Here is a 21687-nt window from a genome sequence, read left to right on the forward strand (position 1 = left end):
CTTTATAAAGTTTACTTACAAGCTTGCACTATTTGGTTAGTTACTTAAATATTTCTCTGTATTCTCTATCATTCTGAGTGAGATAAGCCCACTACGTATGCTTATATTGATACAGAAAGAAATATTTCACCGCAAGCTCTACATATTTGGTCGAAATATTAGCCTTCATATCAACTATTGATTAATTACGCTTAAAATAAGAAATACTGCTCTACTAATCAAACTATTAGCAAAACACAATCGTTTTAAGACAGCAATTACAAAGCATTAGCCTTTATTTCACAGCATAGGTCCCTTTGGGACGCCTTTTTATATTTTCAAACCATCTAGCTTAGTCTTTATAGTGTGTAACATATTGTCTGCACACTTTTATCCGCGATACGACTAGCCAATTAGTAAAATAGCCGGATAGCAACTAAACAACTGAAGCACAATCTCCATAGCAGCAGCCTAAGGAACGAACGTGCACAAACAATCGAGCTTGCGAGCTCTAGAAGTAACTGTATGAAAGCTTACATCATAGCCCTATTAGACATCCCCCCTTGATTCTGATTCATCGTTCCGAAAAATACCATGTGATCATTACACTTTGTAACTCACTACCAAAACAACTATGCACAGAGTTATACACTATTTCAACAGCTACAATATTTTGGAGAAAGCTACGCAAGACTTTCTTTATAGTCACGGGCGGATACAAACGTTTAGTAAAGGCAGCTACTATATTCACAACCAAGAGACGAAGCACGACTGGTGCTTTCTTTTGGAAGGTTTGCTCGGCTATGAGGTCATCAGCGACACCGGCTCTGCCCTCGAGCAGCTATGCCCTACGCAGAGCTATTTTGTGGGCACTAAACACCTATACAGCTCATCAGCCAAAAACACGGCACTTATTTTTCTGCAAAATAGCGTTGTTTACAGCATTAGCAACCACAATTTAAGGCTGGGCATCGCACAACACCCTGAGCTCGACCACGTCTATCATATTCTTAAGCAGCACGAACTCAACCTGACAGCTATTTTTCTCCGCCTTCCTAAAATAGCACGAGAAGAGCGGCTGTCCTACCTCTACCATTCTTTACCTGAGGTCATCGGCAAACTTACTATCCAACAAGTCTGCTCGTTACTGGGCTACACCGACAATCGGCAATATTATAAAGCTTTAAATTATTATTTCGAAAATAGACTGTAGTTTGTAATTTTCCGTCACTACAATAAATAAAAGATTGCTGCACTCGCTTCTTACTTGTTCTTACCAGTTTAATTCATAATTGGTACTTCTGCCTCCAGAATCTGCTTTAAATAAAACTTCTTTTTTCACCAAATCTGTAATATCACGCAATGCAGTGTCCGTTGACACTTTATTCATCTTTGCCCATTTTGAAGAAGTTAGGTTGCCTTCAAAATTATCCATCAACTTATTTAGCATCATCCGCTGTCGATCATTCGCTATCTTAGAACCATTTTCCATCCAAAAATGATGCTTTCTAACTACTTTATCTATTATTGTACTTGAAGCAAGCATGGCTGCTTTAAGGCAGTTCAGAAACCAAACAATCCAATCTGTAATATCGGAATCTCCTTTTTGAATCTTCTCTAAAACAGTGTAATACTTTTTTCTTTCTCGCATAATTTGAGCCGATATACTATAAAAGCGTCGGTTTACACCATCAGCCTTTGACAATTGCATATCTGTTAGTGCTCGTGCAATACGCCCGTTTCCGTCGTCAAATGGATGTATTGTCACAAACCACAAATGAACAATAGCGGCTTTCAGCACAGGATCCATACCTGTATCTGTATTAAACCACTTTATAAATGTATTCATCTCTTCTGCGAGCCTTTCCGGTTTTGGCGCTTCAAAATGCACCACCTCTCTTCCCATACCTCCCGACACCACTTGCATATCACCAGTTCGCCATTGTGCAACCTCAATTTTATACAATCCACTTCTTCCTGTTGGAAATAAGGCGCCATGCCAAGCAAATATCCTATCTATACTAAGCTTTTTATCTATATGCTGCGTAGCATCTATCATCATCTCTACAATGCCATCAACATGCCGGTCGAAATTTACTAATCCAGAATTATCTAAACCCAACCGAGTCGCTATCGACGATCTCACTTGCTCTGGGTTTAATATTTCCCCTTCTATTTCTGAAGATTGAACAACATCCTGAATAAGGGTTTCTAAGTTTGCTTCGTCCTTCAATTTAAAGCCCAACAGCTCTACCTTACCAATAATCTTTCCTTGAAGGTGTCGCACCTCACTTAATAGATCTAGTATTTTTTCATCTTCCCACAGAAAATCTGTCCAATTATGTCGTTCATGTATATATACTGCCATAGCTGTAAAAATATATGCGGTAAATATAATCATTATTCTCCGCAAAAAATGCGGTGAATAAGCCTAATATTCTCCGCACCCTATTTATAACCTCTCAAAAGTAACTCATTATTAACATTGCAACACCATAATAAAACCTCCCTAAACCTATTCCGGGCTTTAAGAATGCTTTTAGCGAAACAGCATCCCAGTCTTGATTTTTGATTACTTTTTATCAAGAAAAAGTAAAACTAAACACAGCCGTAACGAAATAAAAAAACATACCATAACAAAACTGTAAAAGTAAAAGACAAATCGCCGCACTACGCTCGCGATGACGTGAAGGAAAAAAATCACCTATGATTATACAATATACTCAAACTGACCTCAGATATTCCAAAGTTCACCTCCTGATATTCCAAAGTTTAAGTGCGGATATTTCAAAGTTTGAGCGAAAATATTCCAAAGTTATTAACTATATTTGACTTAAAGAAAGGATGTTAATATGTCACAGTGGATTAAAAGAACATTAGCGGAGGAAATTAGAAAGAGAGTAAATCAATACCCTATTCTTGCGGTAACAGGCCCTAGGCAATCTGGTAAAACCACATTACTCAAAGTTCTTTTCCCTGATTACACATACGTATCTCTTGAAAACCCTGACAATCGTTCTTTTGCTTCAGAAGATCCAAATGGCTTTCTCAAGCAGTATTCAGGTCAGGTAATTTTGGACGAAGTGCAACGGGTGCCTGAATTATTTTCCTATTTGCAGACAGCTGTAGATGAATCTGGCAAGATGGGGCAATATATTCTCTCAGGTTCTCAAAATTTCCATTTGCTCCAACATATTACACAATCCCTAGCTGGAAGGGTAGCTCTATTTCGCTTATTACCTTTAGACACCCAAGAATTAGAACAGGCAGGAAAACTTCCTGGCAACTATCTAGAAGCTTGCATAAAGGGTTGCTATCCCGCTATCTATCACCGGGGCATTGATCCAACAGATTTTTACGCCAATTACATCCGTACCTATATCGAAAAAGACGTCACCGAACTGATCAACATTCGAGATTTAAATAGCTTTAGAACTTTTTTGGGTTTGTGTGCTGCACGGGCCGGGCAACTATTAAACCTTACAGCTATGGCCAATGAGTGCAACATTTCTCAGCCTACTGCAAAATCTTGGTTGTCCATTCTAGAAAGCAGTTATGTTGTTTTTCAGCTCTACCCCTATCATGAGAATTTTAATAAGCGATTGGTAAAAACCCCTAAGCTTTATTTTTATGATACTGGTCTACTTACTCATTTACTACAAATCAGAGAGCAGCAGGAGCTGGCAACGAATCGATTGAAAGGTAATATCTTTGAAAACTTTATAATTGCCAATTTTCAAAAATTCAATGAAAACAGCTATCAGCACTTACAGTTCTATTTTTGGCAGGATCATAACGGATTAGAACTTGATCTCTTACTCAAAAACGCCAGTGGTTTTGAGGTGTATGAGGTAAAATCTACACAAACATTAAGCGCTAGCTTATTTAAAAACTTAAAACATTTCGCAGAAATAGCCAAACCTCAAAACGTAACACCCCATCTAGTCTATGGTGGTGAAGAAAGCCTAATACGCAGTGGTGTGCAAGTACTGCCTTGGAAAATGACGTAAAGTAATTCACACTTACGAGACTTATCATTAACAAGTAGGACCGACCTCGGATGCTGTCGCGTAAAGAAAGCAATCAAAAAGACCGAACAGAATAGGTTTCCGAAGTGAAGCGTAGCGAAACGGCTTAAACCTATTCTGGGCTTAAAGATGCTTTTAGCGAAACAGTATCCTAGTCTTGATTTTTGATTACTTTTTATCAAGAAAAAGTAAAACGAAACACAGTCTTAACAGCATAAAAAAACATACCATAACAAATCATCTCGAAAAAAACCTTTGTTATAACACAAATTTTCAAAAAACATGTGTCTTAACTTTGCTTAAAGCAAAAGATAGAAATACATGAAAAAGAAAATCATAAAATACAGCCCTTACATTTTCATACTCCTTTGGGGGTATGCTGCCATCGTCAAGTTATACCACTGGGATAGCAGCCGCAGAGAAATGCAGCTACAGATTTTCCCAGGCTGGCTGGCGAATATCTTGTTCTGGTTTATCCCCCTACTAGGGCTTATCGTTGCGGGTTTGCTCATACAGCGCCGCACAACTTTAATAGGCATCAAAGCCTCTGTCGTTTTACTCGGCCTATTTACACTTTACCTCGCTTTAGGGGCCGCCAAAGTTTTTGGCAAAGTTCCCTGCGCCTGTGGTGGCATACTCAACAATGCCAGCCATATAGAACACATTTTTTTCAATATAGCATTTATTGCTTTAGGTATATATACATGGATATTGGCCTCTAGAAGCCTCCCTGTTGGAGACGTCCAGATGGATGCAGGCAGAAGGGAGGGTAGCAAAAACCAGTGACTAACATAGGCTTGCAGGGTGCAGACCTCCCCTGCCATACATCATATGTGTTATCCTCTTTCAGGCAAAGGTCAAGGTATTGCCAAGAGGCAGGTCATGCAACGGACCTGGGTAAATCGAAGCATACGAACGTTTTAATACTTTTTTATTATGAAAAAACTATTTAAAAACTTCAACATACTGGGCTTAGTCGCTTTTATCGCTGCTGGAATATTCGCTATTTCATGGACAGAGATAAAAAAGAGTGATCCAAACGGTTTGTTTTATGAAGTAGAGTTGATTGATATTAATCAACCTGCGACAGACGCTAACCTCAAGATCAAAGGGCTCTATCCTGGATCTACTCCTGGTGAGCAGCCAGTCGGAGATTGTGAAGAACCTAGTGGAACACTATGTGCTATTAAAATGAACATAGCCGATGGTGACAACATTCCAGTTACTGTTGAAGAAGCGGCGACAGACGGCTTAATAGAAGCTAGGTTACATAGAGCATCTCTGTAAAGATTCAATCAATTCTTTTATTCACAAAGGCTAATATCTTTTAAAGGGGGAGGCAAAAGCCTCCTTCTTTATTAACGTATGTTATCCTCCAATTTACCACGTTCCAATTCTGTAGGCGGCAACGGAAACAGCCAATTTTTACTATTGGGCTCCAAAGTATAAGTTTTGCCTTCCAGCGTTCGCTGAAAACTCACTGGATATTTTCCCTCACGGTTCAATCGCCTTGCATCATCCCAACGCATCCCCCGCATGAACAACTCTTTACGCCGCTCCATTAATACCAGCTTTGTCATATCATCCACATCAGTCATATTCAATACTTGATAGTTTCGATACCTTTTTGCTCTAAGCCGATTTATATCTGCCAACGCTTTAACATCCTCGCCAGAACGGGCATAACATTCTGCACGATTCAACAGCATCTCACCAACACTAAAACCTGTAAAATAAGAGGAAGCTCCTCTCCCTGCAAAAGAACCTATAAAAACCGTATTTCCTGCAGCTCGTTGATAAAACCCCTTCTCTTTACGTAAATCGTTATCATCAAAATCTTGAAAAAACTTTTCATTTGTTCGAAAACGACTTGGTGTCATAATAGCCCCGGTTTTACACACTGTGTAAAAAATTAACTCAGGATTTTCTGCACCATTGAGCCTAAAATAACTGGTATATTCACCTGTGATATTACCAGTCAAATTGTTATAATCTATAAGTGAGTTCATCTTTTGTAGTACTTTGTCAGCATATTCCTGTGCCTTTTTATAGTCTCCCATTTGCAAATATATTCGGCTAGCTAAAGCTTCCACGCTTAACAATCCTGGGAAATATGGATTTTTCCCATTATCTACAGAATGTTCCTGTCCTATTTCTTCAGCCTCATGCAGATCCTTCAGTATCTGCACATACAGTTGCTTCAAACTTGACCTCTCATAACTCACATCTAAATCATAATCTAAACGCAAAGGCAACCCCATTTCTTGATCTGCAGTTTGAGGGTCATACGCCTTACAAAACAATTGGGCAAGCTGGTAATAGTTCCTGGCACGATGGAACCGAGCCGCTAATCGTACCTCCAACTGTTTCATGTGCTCATACTTAGTTGTAGGTTTTACTCTCTCTACGTCCATTGCTAAATTAGCGTAGGCAATGCGTTCGTAAGCAAAGTTCCAGTCCAAAATCTGCTCGTCAGATTCATATCCTTCATTTTCCCACTTAAATATATGTTTATAAATAGGATTATATTGCGAACCAACAATTAAATCGGCCTCGCTACCAAGCGTATACTCATCGGCAGCTACAAATGCTAAATCATTGGAGCTAACTAGCAGCAGGTCATTGGCCATGATAGCATGATAATCTTTAATCGTTTTAGGCACCACCTGATGTGCCTCACGTTTAATATCCAAAAACTCTTTACCACATCCTGAGCAGAAAAGTCCAATAAGAATAAATAAGTATAGTTTGTTCATGATTTCATATTTTAAAAGTTAGCCTGTACACCAATGGAAAATGATTTTGGTGTTCTATATTCTGCTCCTGCAAAGTCAGGGTCTATCCCCTGTTTATTTGCTTTCCACAGTATGCCCAAGTTTCGGGCATAAGCAAATAGGCGCATCTCTACAAATCCACCGGTGGCGGAACGTGGTAAGGTATAAGACAGGTTAATATCTTGCAACCGAATATGATCACCACGAGTGACCAATATTTCAGAATGATTATATATAAGACCAGAATAACTTAAAACTTCACCTGTTTTCGTTTTTGCAGGAATGTACGTGTATTTTTCATCTCCAGACTTCTGCCATCTGTCTAGAAAATCCATATGATAGATTAAGCCATTTGACTCTGAACCACTTGATGTGCGCTTAAATACGTAGTTGCTCTTCCAACTCAAAAGGAAATCAAGAGTAAATTTTTTATATGAAAAAGTATTTCGGAGTGAGCCATACAGTGGAGGCACTTTAACACCTACTCGCAAAAAGTCAGCAACAGATAAGCTATTAAAATAAGCTACATAATCTTGTGAAAACTCGCCATCATAAAGCACATACGGCTGCCCATTTTCAGCATTCAAACCAAACCATTTTGTTGCGAGCACTATATCTTTACTTTCGCCTACAATAGGCAATACATTGCTTGATGTTAAATAACTAGAAGTCATTACTGCATCATTCCCTTTATAATTAATCACCTTATTGGTAGTGTAACTCAATAGTAAATTACTACTCCATCCCAAAGCTCCTACCAGATTGCGACTATTCACCTGTAGATCCCATCCTTCACCGCGGAGATCTGCATAATTAATCTTACTTGAATTTAGTGTTGCACTATTAGGGTTAATCCCTGTACTAGGAGGCAATAAATCCTCACCAATTAAATCATGTGACCATTTTGCATAATACTCTACTGTACCAGCCAACCTATTACTCTTTAATTTGTAATCTACTGCCAAATTGAGCGTGTTCACCCTCTCCCAACGTAAAGAAGGGTTACCCACACTACGAACATATGCCATATACAAATCAGTATCGTACAAAGTGCCACTCATCGATATTGTCGGATAAGCGCTCACGCTCTTGTTCACATTGCCTGCGCTGCCATAGGTAGTCCGCAACCTGAGGTAAGGCAGCCAATCTACCGCATAAAAATCTTCTTTACTGACATCCCAGCTTCCACCCACAGACCAAAGCGGCGTGCCCTTTTGGTTGGTCTTCACGCCAAAAAGATTGGAACCATCCCAACGCGCAGAACCCGACAAAATGTAACGCTCCTTAAAAGTATAGCTGGCATTTCCAAAGTACGACAGGTAGCGGTCGGTAAATTGCCGCCTGGTCGATGATGGAGCAGGCAAACGCATGTTTGTACCGCCCGGGTGGTTTTTATAATATTCCAAATAACTATATGTAGCCGTACCTACTAAAAGATCGGGATCATAATTGTACAAGGTTTTCCCTGGAAAGGTATTCTGCACAAAGCTGCGGATTTCTCCTCCTGCCAAAGCTGCGATAGCATGATCTCTCCCAAAACTCTGCGTATAGTTTAGTTGCGCACGCCCCGAGTGGCTAGCCGAAGCGTTAGGATTTCCCTCCTGATAGATGCCCGCATTAGGGACAATCATCTTGCCATCAGGCTGCGTAAATTTATTGATCAGGTCGCGCGCATAATAGCTGTCCTTATCATAAACCACACTGCTCTGGCCACTTCCTTTCACATATTGATAGGTCGCTAGAAAGTTAAAACGCTCTAAAAAACTATATTTCAAGCCTAAGTTAGCCCGCAGCTCTTCCCGTTTACTACGCTTGTCTACTAAATTTCTATCTTCCAAAGGCCTATACTCCCAATCGAGCAGCCCCATTTCTTCAGCACGCTGTACATAAGCGTGCCGTAGGTCTTTAATAACAGGAAGCGCATTCCCCTCTTCGTCCATCAGACGGGTGTAGGGAGACAGGCCAACATAAGAACTATAACCTTCTAAATCTCTTATCCCTAAACCATTGTTTTTGCCCCGCTGCTCGGCATACCACAAACTAGCACTAACTTCCATATCCTGAAAAGGCTTGAAAGTATTCTGCAGATTGAGGTTGATACGGTTATGATCATTACCGATAATATCCGAGCGCCCTTTATCATAATTGGCTGAAAAGAAATAATTATAGCGTTCGCCACCGCCCCTACCGCTCAAGGCATGTTGCTGCGAAACCGACGATTGGTACAGGTGATGCATCGCTTCTTCACGCACTTCTGTTTGCTGCAAAATAGCTTCTTGGCGATCAAAGTCCGCCCTGGAGAGCGTGCCGTTTTCCAGCGCAATCAACATTTCAACATACTCCGGAAAGGCATATTGTTGCACTCCCTCTTTATAAAGTGCGCCATACTCATATTTTTCTTTTTCAATTTCCATAACTACAGATGACGGCAGCCTATTGCGGCTGTACAGCAGGTCGGGCTTCTGCCCGATAGTCACATTACTGCTCAGCGAAAGCTGCGACCTTTCGTTATAGCGCCCCTGCTTGGTGGTAATCACGATCACGCCGTTAGCTGCCCGTGCACCCCATATCGAAGCAGCTGCAGCATCTTTCAATACCGTTACACTTTCCACATCATTGGGGTTGATGCTTGAGATATCACCCTCGTATGGAAAATTGTCGATCACAATGAGCGGTGTAGCGTCTGAATGCAGGGTAGCTATGCCCCGCACCCGTATATCTGCTGTTTCGGTGCCGCCGGGGTTCACAAACTGCACACCCGAAGCCAGACCTTCTAAACGCTGCAGGATATTGCCACCTGTCGAGCGGTTTAGCAGTTCGTTATTTACCACCGTAAATGATCCCGTTGCACGCTCTTTAGGCACTTCATAAAACCCCGTATGAACCACTTCCACCCCTTCGAGCTGCGAACCATCTTTCTGCATATACAGCTTAAGATCTGCCTGCTCGGAAGCAACCCACAACCGCTGTTCTGTATAGCCTACATAGCTTACGAAAAGGGAATCGGGCAGGCTAACATCTGAAAATACGAAACGTCCATTACTACCGCTCTGCACAATCTGCCCACTCTTAACAAGGCGTAAAGTTGCGCCCGAAAGCACATCGCCGCTTGCTGAATAAACCGCACCGCTTAACTGCGCTTTAGCACTTATCATCAAAAGCGATAAAGCAACTAATAAAACTAACTTTCTCATAGCCGTTTAAGATTTATCAGTCGTATAAGTATAATCCAGGTTCATCGGTATTTCAACGTCTCTGCCAGCAAGCACATCTTTCACCAACTGCAAATCGTAGCCTTTAGTTCCTGTAAAAGCGATTAACCTGCCGTCTTTAATCCAAGCCATACGGCTTATCACCGGGCGGTCGAAAAAGAAACTGTTTAATATGCCCGATTGCGGGCCAAAAACAATAGGTATGTCCCATGCTCTGTCCCGCCCAAAGTATAAAGCTTTATAGTCATAATCGGACAGCATCACAGCCAGCACTTTTACGCCATCTACATCTTTGGCTATTTCATTCCAAGCATCCACTGAACGCACGCAGGGCGCACACCATGTGGCCCAAAAATCGATAATCAATAATTTTTCATCAGCAAATTCGGCTATTGTTCCTTCCTTTATTTCTCCGCTAGAGTTTACATATCGAAAAGCGACATTGCTGATATAAGAAGGGATGGAATCGCCTAATTCAAGATTCGGTGTTTGGCTGTAATCTACTTTGTACGCCACAAGAGGAAACCTGTTGATTTCCGCTTCGGGATTAAACTTTAAAGCAAATTCATTAGGCTTCCTCCTAAAGTCGTAGGTATATTTCACATCAACCTCGTAAATTTTATCTTCAAAGTTTTCGAAGTTATAAGCGGTAGCAGCAGTCGCCCCACCTTGGCGGGGCTCCTGAGCCTGTGCTTCCACTACGGAAGCAAAACTAAACAGCACACAAAATATCGTTAGCAGCACCGCAGCTGATCGCCTTCCGTCACGGCGAGTAATGCGAAGCAGCCTCTCTTTTATTGCTAAAGCCCCTCTTACCCTATTATCTCTCTCCACGCCATAGCCAGTTGTCCCGCGGGCGCGGGACTCCTGAACATTACAACTAAACTGATAATAAATTGTGCTGAGAGACAGCAATAAACATTGAAAGCTATTTAGAAATAAGTAATATCTATTCTTTATAGGTGTTGAAAGGGCATACCTATCCCCTTTGCGTAAAAATCGCATCATAATCATTTGGTTTTTAATTCTTTTTAATGAATAAATAAGTCAAAAAACCGACTTTCCTCCCCATGTTTATGCCATAGGGAAAACGCAACAGCTTGGGAATACTAAAAAATCAGGCTATATTTATTGTGCAAACATGAAATTGACCGATTTTTAGCAAACTTAAAAACTGTATAGTTTTTATAGGAAAAGTCGGCAGACAAATGCAGAGGGCACGTTAAAGCATTATTACGCTCAAACGCTTATACTATGTTTTGAAAAGGTTTTAATAGGCGCCTTTTCATTATGTAATATATTGGCTGATAAGCCTACCCTTTTTGCATCTGTTTATTTTTTGCCTGCCGTTAATCCGGCGGGCAACAAACGTTCTTTATCAATAACAATAAGGTGTAAGCAAGCCGCCCCTGCAATTGCAGCTGCTGCTTGTAAATGGGAAATGACTCTTTGTGTATCATACAATTTATAATGTTGGTTATACATTTAAAAAAAGAGTCTCGAAGGAAGAAATTGGGAGCTATATAAAAAGGATAGGCTCCTGCTTTCCACCATCCAACAGGCACCAGCAAGGGCCTTCGACACGATTTCCAGCAGGAGCCTATCCCGCAATGCAAATATAAGCAAAGTAGGGATAAAACTCCTAGTGGTCTTGTGTCTTAAAAATTGCTGGTTTTTGTTGGACAAGACTCCAATCAGCTAACTGATTGTTAGACAAATATACGAACACTTTACTAATTATCAAAATTAAAAACAAGGATGTGTTGGAAAACTAATTTAGCTAAAGTTCTAAAAGAATGTAGGTATAGTGCTATCGAAATACATGCTCGTACAGGAATTTCTACGACTACGATTAGCAAAATGCAAAATAATGAACATGAAAGCTTCCTTTGCTCACAATTCATTTTACTCAAGCTCTTGTTAGAAAAGAAACACATTGACTTCCTTTCTACAATATTTGGGAAGGATTATTTTCAAGATGTCAAAGCTATTGAAGATGACAATAATTTGAATCCTATGGGAACTTATTTTAAGGAAACATATCATTACGAAGTTTTCTCAAAAAAGAAAGTAGTTGACGCAACCAAACTTGTATCAAGCCGACTTGATTATATACTAACAAAAAATCACGAATCAATCAAAATAGATGAAATAACAAAGTTAGAGATAGCTACCGGTAAAGAAATAGGTTTCTTCTGTGACATGTTCTTTTCAGACATAAAGCTTAATTCAGATGATGAATATGAGGTACTCCTACAAAAACAGCGGGAAATAAACAGAGGAGCCAACTCGAGAAGAAAAGCAAAAGACGGCAAAAAGTATGGGGGTTAGCAAACCCTAAGTCTCGTGCCATTAGAAAATTCGTCGTTTTCACTTCTGAGACTCGACCAGATTAACTGATCTAGAACAAAGATACAAACAATAAACTTATTGGCAAAAGTATTTAAATAAAATATAGGTTGATTTTCAAAAATGGCTAAAGTAACAAATATAGTTCTCGCTGAAAAAATAACTACGAGAATTAACGATATTCTAGAAAAAACGAACTTTACGCTACTGGGGTTAGCTATTTTCTCTGGAGTAGGGAGAAGTGCAATAAAAAGCTACCACAGTAAAACAATTCCCATCTCGGTTGAAACAGTAAATAAAATATGTGCACCACTTTCTATTGATCTCGTATCTTTTTTTGATTTTAAATCAGAAATTATACTTACAGACCGTACTTTAGATGATATAAACAACTTTAAAGAGGCAAACAAAGAGAATGTCTCTGATTATTTTGTGCAAGAAAATTCTAATTTACCGCCTACCCTAAAAGACAGCAAAAGTAAATGGGAAATTAAAATGATAGACTATATCATTCATCGCACATCATTTTTCAAAACGAACAAAACCACTGCTGAAATACAACAACATTTATCAGCAACGTACTCGATGGATTTGAAGCCTGACAGAATTTATAACTTATTGCTAAAACATATTGGAGTATCGCTCAAACAAGGTAAAACAAACCGGATAAATCAAGATGGCTCGATATCAACACAAATGATTGCCACTTATATTAGAATGTGAAGAAAGCAAAAGAGGCCAAAAAGTTAAAAGAGAATAATAGGCGACGGCAATGACCAGCGCTATATCGACAAATCTAGCAGTTTCTGCAGAAAGAAAAAAGCACCTAGGATCAAGTTCTAAGTGCTTTAACTTATATAATAAATGCTATGAAAAATCTATTTATGCTTCCGTAAAATAAGGTTTAACCTGCTCTTCTGTTAAGCTAAGTTTCTTGCATACGTCAACTATCGAGTAACCTAATTCTTTAAGCAATTCGATTTTGCCTTCAATCTTACCCTTCTCAATACCAACTTTAATTCCTTGCTTTTCCGCTTTGTCTAATAAATATTCTCGAGTGCCCATACTATTACTCCTTCCTATTTTGTCTTCTATTTCTGATTCAAAGATACTCAAAACCTGCTGGTTATCAAAATTAACATAATATGTTAAAAAGTCATAAAGTCCTTGACGTGTCTTCTTTTCCATCTTACGCTTCATCATCTCATCATAAAGATCGTGCTTGATGTCTTTAAGCTGCTCGTCTGTTATGTTTTTATGTAATATAGCCAGTAAAGCCGTTAATACGACTACCGAAAATGGATTGCTATTGGCGCGAAGATCGGCCTCATCCTGATCCAAGATTTTATAGCTGTTGAAATCGTACCGAATCTTGGTAGACATAAACTCACGTATATATACTTTGGGGCGATAACTTTTATTACCATCTGCAAGAATAGCAATTGCTGTGACCGGCACCTTATATCGATCGTATATCTTATAGTAGTATTGAAACATACGCTCGGCTAGATCGCCCTTTCCCTTGCTACTCTGCACCTCAATATGACAAAGCACATATTGCTCACCACCCTGTTTAAGATGAACCTTAACAAGCTTATCTACAAAGCGCACCCCAGCCCCATTGGCCTGCGGAGGGAATAGCGTTTCAAATTCCTTATCTAGATAATCGAAAGGTTTGCTCAGATCAAACTCAGTATCTGCATTCGGAAACATAAACTGCAAAAAATGGGAAAAGGTCTGCTCCAATATAGATTTCCAAAGAAGATCATCGACCCGCCTTACTCTTTTACTCATAACTGTTTATCAAATGGTTACTAAGCAAAGATACTAAACAAACAGCTAAAAAGCTAATTATTTTAGCTTTTCGTTTTTAAAGCACTACTTATTCTAGTGGAAATGGGTGACGGAGAAAGAAACCAAAAGAGGGCAAAAAGTAAGGGAGAATTATAAACTACGACAACGATTAGCCCCCGATAATACCAAAGACTACCAAAAAAGATAAACTAACGGAATAAAAACAGATCACCTTAGAAGAAACCAAAAAAAAGGTAAAAAGTAGGGGCTGATATGAGCAAGGGCGATCGGCCTGTCATAAGCTTGGCGCTACCCTCGAAAGAGCTGTAGACATAAAAAAAGCCATCTGATATTTCCAAATGGCTTCTCAATAATTATCTTTTAAACTATTTCAATTTTTCTACTTCTTCAATCGTCAATCCAAGTATTTCAGAGATCATCTTGACCTCGAATCCATTTTTCAACATCTTAACAGCAGATTCCCGCTTTTCTGCATCAGCTTTTGCCCGCTCTTCTTGACGTCCCTCAGCCTTACCTCTTGCCTCTCCTCTCGCCTCACCAGCTCGCATAGCAGAATTATATACGCTCTCTGCGTCCCGTCTCTGTTTTAAACTTGCTTCATATGACATCAGATCCTCCTCTTTTAATTTTCCTATCTCTCCTATAGCAAAGATACGACCAAATATCCGTTTGTCCAAAAATGAAGGCAGTTTATCCATGGTACTCAGATGCTTAAGAAGGTAGAGCCATTGATCCATTACCGTTTCCAACTCCTCTGGCTGTTTATTAAATACAGGCAGGGAGACTATCTTATACCCTAGCTTATCATAAAACACCTCATGGGTATGTTTATCACATAAGGCTACGTCGTAAAAATAGGGGCGTTTTGTGTCTCGAGAAAAAGATAGCCCACTACCGCTATTTACATCGAATTCAAGAATACCAACAAAGTATACTTCTGGTAAATGATAATCATTCCCTTTCTTGCCTCTAGCAAGCTGCTTATTAATCAACCGCGAGGTATAGAACACAGCACGGTCTTTAAAAAACTCCTGAAATAATTGTTGAAACTCCACGATAAAAATTTCACCATCATTACCTATACAATGTAAGTCGAATACGACGCGCCGCATATGCTCCTGATCTCCATCATGCTCCACTGTCTTATACTTTAGGTCGACAATTATCTTCTCGCCTTCAAATAAACTGTTAAGAAATTCGATCAATAAGATCTTATTCTCTTCTCGCCCGAAATAAAACTTCATACCAAAGTCGGTTCTTGGATCGACGTACTTACCAAGGTGTTTTTTTGATCTAGCCATATCGTTTACAATTGATTATTAAGCAAATATACAAAAAAAACAATTAAAGCTAAAATAATTAGCTAACCAATACACAAACCTAGGACACTACGAAGCTGAAAAAGCTATACTTTGACTGAAACAAGAGGAAGACAGCGAAACAAGATAAATAATAGCCAACGCCAAAAAGAAACCAAAAAAAGGTAAAAAGTAGGAGGCGGATATGAGCAACGGCGAACGGCCTATCATAAGCTTGGCGCTGCTCTCGAAAGAGGAAGAGGCATAAAAAACGATACCCGAATTCTTCCAGGGATACACCATTCCGCGTAACAAAGAGCTTATACGTATTTTTAAAGATCTTGACTTTGTAGAACAACTAGGCTCTGGCATTCCAAGGATACTAGAGGCATATGGGCCAGATGTCTTTCATTTTTCGGAAAATTTCCTTCGAATAATACTGTCCTTAACAATTACAGTCAAAAATACCCCGCAAGATATCCCGCAAGTCAAGGGACTCTTAAAAGTCTTCAGTGGTATTTATAGTAGAATTGAATTGCAACAAAAAATCAAGCTACTTGATCGAGAAAACTTTAGAAAAAACTATTTACAACCGGCAATCAACGCAGGGTTAGTAGGGCTAACTATTCCGGATAAACCGACCAGCAAAAACCAACGGTATTACCTATCAGCAAAAGGGATAGATTGGCTAGCGATGAACAAACAATAATAAAAAAGATGAGAGCCATCAATTACCTATCACTCAATAAAATGGCTCAATTATTTGGAAGAGACAAATCTGCTATATCGAGACACTTAAGTAATATCTACAAGGAGCCAGAATTAATATAAACCGCAACTGTTACAACAAGATAATTTGCCATAAACCAAGTTAGATTTTAAGGTGATTTACGTATGTTTGTGTATCACATATGACATTGCTCCGATCACCAGGACAGCTATTAAAAGAAAAACCGGTTCATACGGAGTATTCATGAGCCCTATAAAAGGAATACATAAACGCATAATTATACACATATGAAAAACATATTATTCCTACTACTAGCTACAATCATTAGCTCGGTCAGTTTGGCACAAGAAAAAGAGACCGCGAAGACATATAGTTATGCGTACATCGAAGTAAGCAAGAAAACCTTATCCAAGAAACTCAAAGTATCTGTGGATCTAGGCGAAAGCATAGAGCAGCAAGAAAAGGGGCAACAGTGGTCTGCGGAATTAACCAACAAAACATCGCACGCAGCCATCTTAAATTATATGGCCGAGAGAAACTTCTCTCTTGTAGAAACAATCGCCAGACCGCATCCGCATGATACCGAAGCCGGCGCTACAGATGGCATTATATTCATTATGCGAAAAAGTAACGATCAAGATCAACAAACTGTTAACAGTCCAGTTGTCGACTAACTGAAATAGTGAAGGCTAAAAGGCATCATTATGAAGAAGCAACAACAGCAAAAAAGTTCATCAATGAAAGGACCGACCTTGGGTGCTGTCGCGTAAAGAACCATGCCCTGCTAAAACGCGCCATCACGAGGAAGTATGACGTGGTAATCTGCGTTTTATTGTTAAGCAAGACTATGGAAAGTAAAAGATAGATCGCCGCACTACGCTGGCGACGAATATATAGTAGACACGGCAAGTTTGTTTTGTGTAGTCTTTTGTATAGCCTTTTGTGTAGTCCTTAATCTTCAAAAGACTACACAATAAGGATGGAAAACTTCCTCAGTACTTCAAAAAACAAAACAGAGACCATAAACACAAAACAGGACCGACCTTGAGTGCTGTCGCGTAAAGAAAGCAGCCAAAAAGACCGAACAGAATGGATTTGGAAAGCGAAGCGGCTTAAACACATTCCGGGCTTAAAGATGCTTTTAGCGAAACAGTATCCTAGTCTTGATTTTTGATTACTTTTTATCAAGAAAAAGTAAAACTACACTGGCGATTACGCCTCTTAGCTTATATACTTTTTAATGATAGCTTGTTTCAAAAGCAAATAAACAATCGATAAGCTTACGAGCAGCCCTAGAGCAAAATAAATTTGGGCCTGTACGTCAAATGTAGCGGCATAAATAACAGCAATCCCTATAAATACTTGTAGTAGCCCATATATAGTAGATACGGCAAGTTTGTTTAGCCCCGCTTCATTGCCCAGATACTGATAAAGGTGCGAACGGTGTGCCTGGAATATATTTTCGCCGTTTTTAAGTCTTCGAATAATTGTCCAAACGGTATCTATACCATACACAGCGAGGAACAAGATATAAATTAAGTTCTGTGTATGAAGAATAAGGGATGCCAATGCGAATAACAGGATAAATGCAATAGCCACCGATCCGACGTCACCGGCGAAACACTTAGCTTTTGATCGGAAATTGAAAAACGCAAACACCAATACTGACAGTAAAGCAAAGATCAGCAGATTACTATCTATGAAATTGATTCCTTGATTCACCCACAACAATAAACCTCCTACAGCTAAGCTATAGCAAGCCGTAATGCCGTTGATGCCGTCCATAAAGTTATAAGCATTGATAACACCAACCACAATGATAAAAGTGATTAACAGGTAGTACCAAGGAAGCTCAAAGACATTGAGCTCGTATGCCATTAGCATGACAGAGCCAAAGTGTATCAGCAAGCGGATTTTATTGGAGAGCGTCATGATGTCGTCTAAGAAACTAACGACGGTCATTAAGGTTAAGCCTAAGAAGAAGTAAGGATACTGAAAGCCTGAATAGATAAAATATACTAACGCACCCATATAGAAGATAATACCACCACCACGTAAAGTGATCGTCGTATGCGAGCTCCGCTCATTGGGCTTATCGATAATATTAAAACGATCGGCCACTTTAAAATAAATGAGCTCTAAAAAAAACAGAGCTATAAATACAATAATATATATCATTATTTCCTTTTCATCATTGCTAACACCTCATCCTATTCATTGAAGAAATGACTAAGCAATCTTACTTATTTTTTCCCTAAATCGAATCCTTAAAACTCTTTATCGTTCTCTCCAGTCCTTGCTGTGCTGTCAACGGTAATTTATCTATACCTAAAGCTGTTTTTATTTTTTGATTGGAGACCACATAAGACTCCGTCAATTTCTTTAATCGCTCGGAATTTAAAGGCAAAGGCAATATATCGCCAATCTTAACACCAGCTTTAATTACCCATGCAGGAATGTGCCATAATTTCGGCGACTTACCCAAAGTATTTGCAATTAAAGCAACAAGCTCATTGGTAGAAAGAACCTCATCATCAGCAAAGTTATACACACCAGATTCAATATCTGTATTCTGTATCATCTGTTCTATCAAATAGTTAAGGTTATCAATACTTAAAAACGAACGCTGATTATGAAAAGATGCCAATGGCCATGGAATACCTTTTTCCACTACATTATAAAGAAGGTTTAAGTTGCCTTTATTTCCTGGCCCATGGATCATGCAAGGTCGAATAATGAAAACACGCTTACCAACAGGCAACTGTTGTTTTGATAAATATTCTTCTGCCTCCCACTTCGATTGACCATAAGGTGTTAGTGGATTTGCCCGAGTATCTTCTTTGAGTACTGCCTCAACTGTGTCTGCCACCGCTTTCACAGAGGAGAAATAAAAGAAGTCACGAATATCTGATTTTACAAACTCTTCAAATAGTGCAATAGTTAGATCCCTGTTTACTTTAAAGTACTCTTCCGGTTGCGAAGTGTTGGATGTATCATGCGCTTTACCTGCTAGATGTATCAATGCTGTAGCACCACGATCTAGTTGAGTATCCCAACTAGCATCTCTTAAAGAAATAGGAAGAACTTCATAGCTTTTGCTGTGAAGAAACTTTGATAGGTTTTGTCCTACAAAGCCAGAGGAGCCGGTTAGGATGACTTGCATTCTATTTCTTGCTCCTTAAAAAAGTATTATAAATAAATAAAACTACTTGGGGCGGCAAAGCTCGAATTGGAAACTTCAATAGTTTATACATCAAAACTTGCCTAGAAGTAAATGCATTAATAGCCTTCGCATACTTTAAAAACTCTATTTCTTTTAATAAATAATGCTTACCACTCCTTCTCTTTATTGTTTCTATCCCAGATCCAACTCGAAAGTCTAATAATACTTCTTGTATATTATGAAATTTTATTCCCGCTTTCCACATTCTTAAAAATAAAGAATAATCTTCAAACAGTAATAGGTCTCCATTATAATTACCAGCTTCTAAAATAGCAGATTTTCTCATCATCAATGATGGGTGGTTAAATGGTGATTTTAAAGCTATCTGACTAATTAATTCTTCGTGCGTTTCAGGATTTATCTTAAATCTCTTTAAATCGCCTGGATATTCATTAAATTCCTCTATATTAGAACCAACAGCTCCAACATCTTCATTCTTCTTTAAAAACCTTATTTGTTTTTCCAATCTTTCTGGACGAGCGACGTCGTCAGTATCCATTCTAGCAATAATAGGGTAACTACATACCTCTACCCCTATCCTCAATGCATTTCCTAACCCCTTATTTTCTTTCAGAGGCACTATTCTCATCAGTGATGGATATAAATCTTTATATTTCTTAATGACTTCTTCAAGCTCCGTTGTTAAGGGACCATCTTGAACCAAAACAATTTCATCTGGTACTAAAGTCTGATTAAAAACACTTTCAAGAGCCATTTCTAAATGAACAGGACTTTCTTTTATATATACGGATGCTAATACAGAGAACTTCATGCTAATAACTATAAAACTCTATTTTTTTTCAAAACACCTAACTTAACTTTATCTATACGTTGCTTTAATTTCACATTATCTTTCACTTTATTACTTGCGGAAAATAAAAGCTTCTCATATTCTCTCATTTGTAACTCTCCTAAGTAATTATATGTTCCTCCAAAGAAACGGATCTTATCTTTCTCTCTAAGTACATTTTGATTAATAACCAAAACTAATTTTTCTACTTCTTCTGCAGCTTCACCATAATATTTTTGACAAAATTCCCTAACGATGTCTTTTACTAAACGGTTATCTCCCCATATGATTTTTATAGCAACAAATGTGAGCAACTCTGATAGCGGTTCAAGATCCGAGTTTATACTTTCTAAATAAATACTTTTTACATTTAACTTCTTATAGAATACTAAGTTTTCTTTAATTGTCAACAAGCTAGGATAAAAGCTAGTTGGTGACGAATAGTTACTTAGATAATCCCAAACCATTAAATTATCACTTAACTTACTCCATTTAACTAATTCGTCACCATAAGATTTATTGATTCCTTCATAAATAGCTACATGTCGATATGCGTCAATTGGGGCAAAACAAATAAGCACATTGGCTACGGGTTTTTCTTTTTTTGGAGCCATCAATGTCTCATGATATGCGAATGTTCCAATTACATTTCTAGGAAATCTTGTTGCTATATTATTTATGAAATTAATAAGCGCATCAGATTCTGACAAATAGAAATTTTTTAAAGTTTGTTCAGATTTATACAATTTTCCGAATATACCCAAATCCTCTTGCCCTATTAACCAATATTTTTTATGAGCATAACCCCTAAACAAATTCGTCAATGTGTCAACCATATACTTTCGCAAATCTTCGTCTACTAGATTTAATTGTGTTGCTTTCTGCCCGTCATACAAATAAAAATTTGGATTCTTTTCTTGAAAGATTTTAGGTGGAACTAATCTAAAAAAACTATGATCAAAAAACCCCCAGCGAGTTGGCTCTTTATAATTGTGTTCCAATGAATACCATTCTGTATAAGAGTCGGAATAAGATATTTTATTATAAATATCGAATGTTTCAAATATAGGATTAACGACTTCTTCTTTAACCTTTAAAATAATATTAGGGCTTGGAATACAATAAACATCGTCTGAACTGAGCATTTGAATATCTAAATATTTATCGAGAAATCCATATATCGAATTTCTGGTGCCTTTTTCTGTTACACCTCCCAAAATAACAGATCCTTTTAATGGTTTGATTAAGTATCCTAAACGGCTAATTTCACTCTTTTCTAAACTATTAAATAAGTTAGTCTTTCCTACACTAATAACCTTATTTTTACTATTTATCTGATTTTCCTCAATTATAGGTATATCCACTGATGATTTAAGCCTAATATATTTCTGCAAAATTTCAGCAGACATACGAGTAGAGTCCGATACCGAAGTTGGGATCATGAGTACAAATTCTGTACTACCTTTCTTCACCAGTCTTTGCGAATATC

At 38.5% G+C, this 21687-nt stretch carries 20 protein-coding genes; 9 read left to right on the plus strand and 11 right to left on the minus strand.

Features of this window, described 5'->3' with window-relative positions; all coding sequences use genetic code 11:
* Positions 1-613 precede the first annotated feature (613 nt).
* Positions 614-1192: a hypothetical protein gene (locus tag ORI89_RS14055; protein ID WP_268231133.1), complete on the plus strand. Its 579-nt coding sequence runs from the start codon at positions 614-616 to the stop codon at positions 1190-1192.
* 60 nt (positions 1193-1252) lie between these two features.
* Here the strand turns inward: ORI89_RS14055 and ORI89_RS14060 are convergent, their stop codons facing one another.
* Positions 1253-2347 carry a Fic family protein gene (locus ORI89_RS14060; protein WP_268231134.1) on the minus strand — a complete coding sequence of 365 codons (1095 nt, stop codon included), beginning with the start codon at positions 2345-2347 and terminating at the stop codon, positions 1253-1255.
* A gap of 484 nt (positions 2348-2831) precedes the next feature.
* Here ORI89_RS14060 and ORI89_RS14065 point away from each other — a divergent pair, with 484 nt between their 5' ends.
* The 3 genes from ORI89_RS14065 (at position 2832) to ORI89_RS14075 (ending at position 5294) form a co-directional block, all read left to right on the plus strand.
* Positions 2832-3989, plus strand: coding sequence for an ATP-binding protein (locus tag ORI89_RS14065; RefSeq protein ID WP_268231135.1), 1158 nt, complete (start codon positions 2832-2834; stop codon positions 3987-3989).
* Positions 3990-4328: 339 nt separating this feature from the next.
* Complete coding sequence (locus ORI89_RS14070; protein WP_268231136.1) at positions 4329-4793, plus strand: MauE/DoxX family redox-associated membrane protein; 465 nt, start codon at positions 4329-4331, stop codon at positions 4791-4793.
* 150 nt (positions 4794-4943) lie between these two features.
* Positions 4944-5294, plus strand: coding sequence for a hypothetical protein (locus tag ORI89_RS14075; RefSeq protein ID WP_268231137.1), 351 nt, complete (start codon positions 4944-4946; stop codon positions 5292-5294).
* Between the two features lie 71 nt (positions 5295-5365).
* Here ORI89_RS14075 and ORI89_RS14080 read toward each other — a convergent pair whose 3' ends face one another.
* From ORI89_RS14080 to ORI89_RS14095, 4 genes are all read right to left on the minus strand, one after another.
* On the minus strand, positions 5366-6763 hold the full coding sequence (locus ORI89_RS14080; protein WP_268231138.1) for a RagB/SusD family nutrient uptake outer membrane protein: 1398 nt from the start codon (positions 6761-6763) through the stop codon (positions 5366-5368).
* An 11-nt stretch (positions 6764-6774) separates the two neighbouring features.
* Entirely contained in the window at positions 6775-9975 is a 3201-nt protein-coding gene (locus ORI89_RS14085) for a SusC/RagA family TonB-linked outer membrane protein (protein WP_268231139.1), read from the minus strand.
* Between the two features lie 6 nt (positions 9976-9981).
* The gene (locus ORI89_RS14090) at positions 9982-11001 is read right to left on the minus strand and encodes a TlpA family protein disulfide reductase (protein ID WP_268231140.1); all 1020 of its coding nucleotides are present in this window, start codon (positions 10999-11001) and stop codon (positions 9982-9984) included.
* 324 nt (positions 11002-11325) lie between these two features.
* Positions 11326-11478, minus strand: a complete 153-nt coding sequence (locus ORI89_RS14095; RefSeq protein ID WP_268231141.1) for a hypothetical protein — start codon at positions 11476-11478, stop codon at positions 11326-11328.
* 273 nt (positions 11479-11751) lie between these two features.
* On the opposite strand from ORI89_RS14095, the gene ORI89_RS14100 reads away from it, so the two are divergent.
* The gene (locus ORI89_RS14100) at positions 11752-12324 is read left to right on the plus strand and encodes a hypothetical protein (protein ID WP_268231142.1); all 573 of its coding nucleotides are present in this window, start codon (positions 11752-11754) and stop codon (positions 12322-12324) included.
* A gap of 141 nt (positions 12325-12465) precedes the next feature.
* Complete coding sequence (locus tag ORI89_RS14105; RefSeq protein WP_268231143.1) at positions 12466-13065, plus strand: hypothetical protein; 600 nt, start codon at positions 12466-12468, stop codon at positions 13063-13065.
* Between the two features lie 159 nt (positions 13066-13224).
* Here ORI89_RS14105 and ORI89_RS14110 read toward each other — a convergent pair whose 3' ends face one another.
* Both ORI89_RS14110 and ORI89_RS14115 read right to left on the minus strand, forming a co-directional pair.
* The gene (locus ORI89_RS14110; RefSeq protein ID WP_268231144.1) at positions 13225-14136 is read right to left on the minus strand and encodes a hypothetical protein; all 912 of its coding nucleotides are present in this window, start codon (positions 14134-14136) and stop codon (positions 13225-13227) included.
* Positions 14137-14522: 386 nt separating this feature from the next.
* The gene (locus ORI89_RS14115) at positions 14523-15458 is read right to left on the minus strand and encodes an Rpn family recombination-promoting nuclease/putative transposase (RefSeq protein ID WP_268231145.1); all 936 of its coding nucleotides are present in this window, start codon (positions 15456-15458) and stop codon (positions 14523-14525) included.
* Between the two features lie 475 nt (positions 15459-15933).
* Here ORI89_RS14115 and ORI89_RS14120 point away from each other — a divergent pair, with 475 nt between their 5' ends.
* From ORI89_RS14120 to ORI89_RS14125, 3 genes are all read left to right on the plus strand, one after another.
* The gene (locus tag ORI89_RS14120) at positions 15934-16164 is read left to right on the plus strand and encodes a Fic family protein (RefSeq protein WP_326494317.1); all 231 of its coding nucleotides are present in this window, start codon (positions 15934-15936) and stop codon (positions 16162-16164) included.
* An 8-nt stretch (positions 16165-16172) separates the two neighbouring features.
* The gene (locus ORI89_RS19300) at positions 16173-16286 is read left to right on the plus strand and encodes a hypothetical protein (RefSeq protein WP_442800887.1); all 114 of its coding nucleotides are present in this window, start codon (positions 16173-16175) and stop codon (positions 16284-16286) included.
* Positions 16287-16472: 186 nt separating this feature from the next.
* Positions 16473-16859, plus strand: coding sequence for a hypothetical protein (locus ORI89_RS14125; protein ID WP_268231147.1), 387 nt, complete (start codon positions 16473-16475; stop codon positions 16857-16859).
* 547 nt (positions 16860-17406) lie between these two features.
* On the opposite strand, the gene ORI89_RS14130 is transcribed toward ORI89_RS14125, so the two are convergent.
* From ORI89_RS14130 to ORI89_RS14145, 4 genes are all read right to left on the minus strand, one after another.
* Complete coding sequence (locus tag ORI89_RS14130) at positions 17407-18363, minus strand: MraY family glycosyltransferase (RefSeq protein WP_268231148.1); 957 nt, start codon at positions 18361-18363, stop codon at positions 17407-17409.
* Between the two features lie 76 nt (positions 18364-18439).
* Positions 18440-19348, minus strand: coding sequence for an NAD-dependent epimerase/dehydratase family protein (locus tag ORI89_RS14135; protein ID WP_268231149.1), 909 nt, complete (start codon positions 19346-19348; stop codon positions 18440-18442).
* A 1-nt stretch (position 19349) separates the two neighbouring features.
* Positions 19350-20180 (minus strand): glycosyltransferase, encoded by an 831-nt coding sequence (locus ORI89_RS14140; protein WP_268231150.1) that lies wholly within the window; start codon positions 20178-20180, stop codon positions 19350-19352.
* A gap of 8 nt (positions 20181-20188) precedes the next feature.
* Entirely contained in the window at positions 20189-21607 is a 1419-nt protein-coding gene (locus ORI89_RS14145; RefSeq protein WP_268231151.1) for a DUF4838 domain-containing protein, read from the minus strand.
* Positions 21608-21687: the final 80 nt, after the last annotated feature.

This window comes from Sphingobacterium sp. UT-1RO-CII-1 (assembly GCF_026711005.1).
GTDB lineage: Bacteria > Bacteroidota > Bacteroidia > Sphingobacteriales > Sphingobacteriaceae > Sphingobacterium.

Excerpts from the sequence above, each read along its gene's own strand:
- ORI89_RS14125 (WP_268231147.1), top strand. The coding sequence starts at position 16,473 with ATGAAAAACATATTATTCCTACTACTAGCTACAATCATTAGCTCGGTC.
- ORI89_RS14070 (WP_268231136.1), top strand. The coding sequence starts at position 4,329 with ATGAAAAAGAAAATCATAAAATACAGCCCTTACATTTTCATACTCCTT.
- ORI89_RS14135 (WP_268231149.1), bottom strand. The coding sequence starts at position 19,348 with ATGCAAGTCATCCTAACCGGCTCCTCTGGCTTTGTAGGACAAAACCTA.
- ORI89_RS14110 (WP_268231144.1), bottom strand. The coding sequence starts at position 14,136 with ATGAGTAAAAGAGTAAGGCGGGTCGATGATCTTCTTTGGAAATCTATA.
- ORI89_RS14130 (WP_268231148.1), bottom strand. The coding sequence starts at position 18,363 with ATGATATATATTATTGTATTTATAGCTCTGTTTTTTTTAGAGCTCATT.
- ORI89_RS14105 (WP_268231143.1), top strand. The coding sequence starts at position 12,466 with ATGGCTAAAGTAACAAATATAGTTCTCGCTGAAAAAATAACTACGAGA.
- ORI89_RS14115 (WP_268231145.1), bottom strand. The coding sequence starts at position 15,458 with ATGGCTAGATCAAAAAAACACCTTGGTAAGTACGTCGATCCAAGAACC.
- ORI89_RS19300 (WP_442800887.1), top strand. The coding sequence starts at position 16,173 with ATGAGAGCCATCAATTACCTATCACTCAATAAAATGGCTCAATTATTT.
- ORI89_RS14080 (WP_268231138.1), bottom strand. The coding sequence starts at position 6,763 with ATGAACAAACTATACTTATTTATTCTTATTGGACTTTTCTGCTCAGGA.
- ORI89_RS14100 (WP_268231142.1), top strand. The coding sequence starts at position 11,752 with ATGTGTTGGAAAACTAATTTAGCTAAAGTTCTAAAAGAATGTAGGTAT.
- ORI89_RS14145 (WP_268231151.1), bottom strand. The coding sequence starts at position 21,607 with ATGTCTGCTGAAATTTTGCAGAAATATATTAGGCTTAAATCATCAGTG.
- ORI89_RS14075 (WP_268231137.1), top strand. The coding sequence starts at position 4,944 with ATGAAAAAACTATTTAAAAACTTCAACATACTGGGCTTAGTCGCTTTT.
- ORI89_RS14060 (WP_268231134.1), bottom strand. The coding sequence starts at position 2,347 with ATGGCAGTATATATACATGAACGACATAATTGGACAGATTTTCTGTGG.
- ORI89_RS14065 (WP_268231135.1), top strand. The coding sequence starts at position 2,832 with ATGTCACAGTGGATTAAAAGAACATTAGCGGAGGAAATTAGAAAGAGA.
- ORI89_RS14085 (WP_268231139.1), bottom strand. The coding sequence starts at position 9,975 with ATGAGAAAGTTAGTTTTATTAGTTGCTTTATCGCTTTTGATGATAAGT.
- ORI89_RS14095 (WP_268231141.1), bottom strand. The coding sequence starts at position 11,478 with ATGTATAACCAACATTATAAATTGTATGATACACAAAGAGTCATTTCC.
- ORI89_RS14090 (WP_268231140.1), bottom strand. The coding sequence starts at position 11,001 with ATGATGCGATTTTTACGCAAAGGGGATAGGTATGCCCTTTCAACACCT.
- ORI89_RS14055 (WP_268231133.1), top strand. The coding sequence starts at position 614 with ATGCACAGAGTTATACACTATTTCAACAGCTACAATATTTTGGAGAAA.
- ORI89_RS14140 (WP_268231150.1), bottom strand. The coding sequence starts at position 20,180 with ATGAAGTTCTCTGTATTAGCATCCGTATATATAAAAGAAAGTCCTGTT.